1 rRNA gene is annotated in these 1,254 nt (G+C 48.4%); it reads right to left on the bottom strand.

What is annotated here, in order from left to right:
• Positions 1-1,254 (bottom strand): 23S ribosomal RNA (locus AB0M08_RS47525); the annotation flags it as partial.

Below are 1,254 nucleotides of genomic sequence, written 5' to 3'. Positions count from 1 at the left end.
TTTGCCGAGTTCCTTAACGAGAGTTCTCTCGATCACCTGAGGCTACTCGCCTCGACTACCTGTGTCGGTTTGCGGTACGGGTAGATATGACTTTACGCTAGAAGCTTTTCTTGGCAGTGTGACATCAGAGAGTTCGCAACCGTAGTTGCTTCCCCATCACAGCTCAATGTTAAAGAGAAATGCATTTGACACATCTCACACCTCACTGCTTAGACCAGAATCCATTAACTGGCATCTCTTAGCCTACTGCGTCCCTCCATCACGATCATATCTAGTACTGGAATATCAACCAGTTGTCCATCGACTACGCCTTTCGGCCTCGCCTTAGGTCCCGACTAACCCAGGGCGGACGAGCCTTCCCCTGGAAACCTTAGTCTTACGGTGGATAAGATTCTCACTTATCTTGCGCTACTCATACCGGCATTCTCACTTCTTAACGCTCCAGCACTCCTCACGGTATACCTTCATCGCGGTTAAGAACGCTCTCCTACCATTGATAAAATATCAATCCAAAGCTTCGGTAATATGTTTAGCCCCGGTACATTTTCGGCGCAGGGTCACTCGACTAGTGAGCTATTACGCACTCTTTGAATGATAGCTGCTTCTGAGCTAACATCCTAGTTGTCTGTGCAACCCCACATCCTTTTCCACTTAACATATATTTTGGGACCTTAGCTGTTGGTCTGGGCTGTTTCCCTTTCGACTACGGATCTTAGCACTCGCAGTCTGACTGCCGAACATGTGTATTAGCATTCGGAGTTTATCTGAGATTGGTAATCCTAGACGGACCCCTCACCCAAACAGTGCTCTACCTCCAATACACTTACATTTCGACGCTAGCCCTAAAGCTATTTCGGAGAGAACCAGCTATCTCCCAGTTCGTTTGGAATTTCTCCGCTATCCACAAGTCATCCAAACACTTTTCAACGTGTCCTGGTTCGGGCCTCCAGTGCGTCTTACCACACCTTCACCCTGCTCATGGATAGGTCACTAGGTTTCGGGTCTACATCATGATACTAAGTCGCCCTATTCAGACTCGGTTTCCCTACGGCTCCGTCTCTTCAACTTAACCTCGCATCATAACGTAACTCGCCGGTTCATTCTACAAAAGGCACGCTCTCACCCATTAACGGGCTCGAACTTCTTGTAGGCACACGGTTTCAGGTGCTATTTCACTCCCCTCTCGGGGTTCTTTTCACCTTTCCCTCACGGTACTGGTTCACTATCGGTCACTAAGGAGTATTTAGGGTTGGG

It is taken from the genome of Actinoplanes sp. NPDC051851 (genome assembly GCF_040681165.1).
Taxonomy (GTDB): Bacteria; Actinomycetota; Actinomycetes; order Mycobacteriales; family Micromonosporaceae; genus Actinoplanes.
Note: the sequence above shows the minus strand (reverse complement) of the source record. Positions and strands in the feature narration are given on the sequence as shown.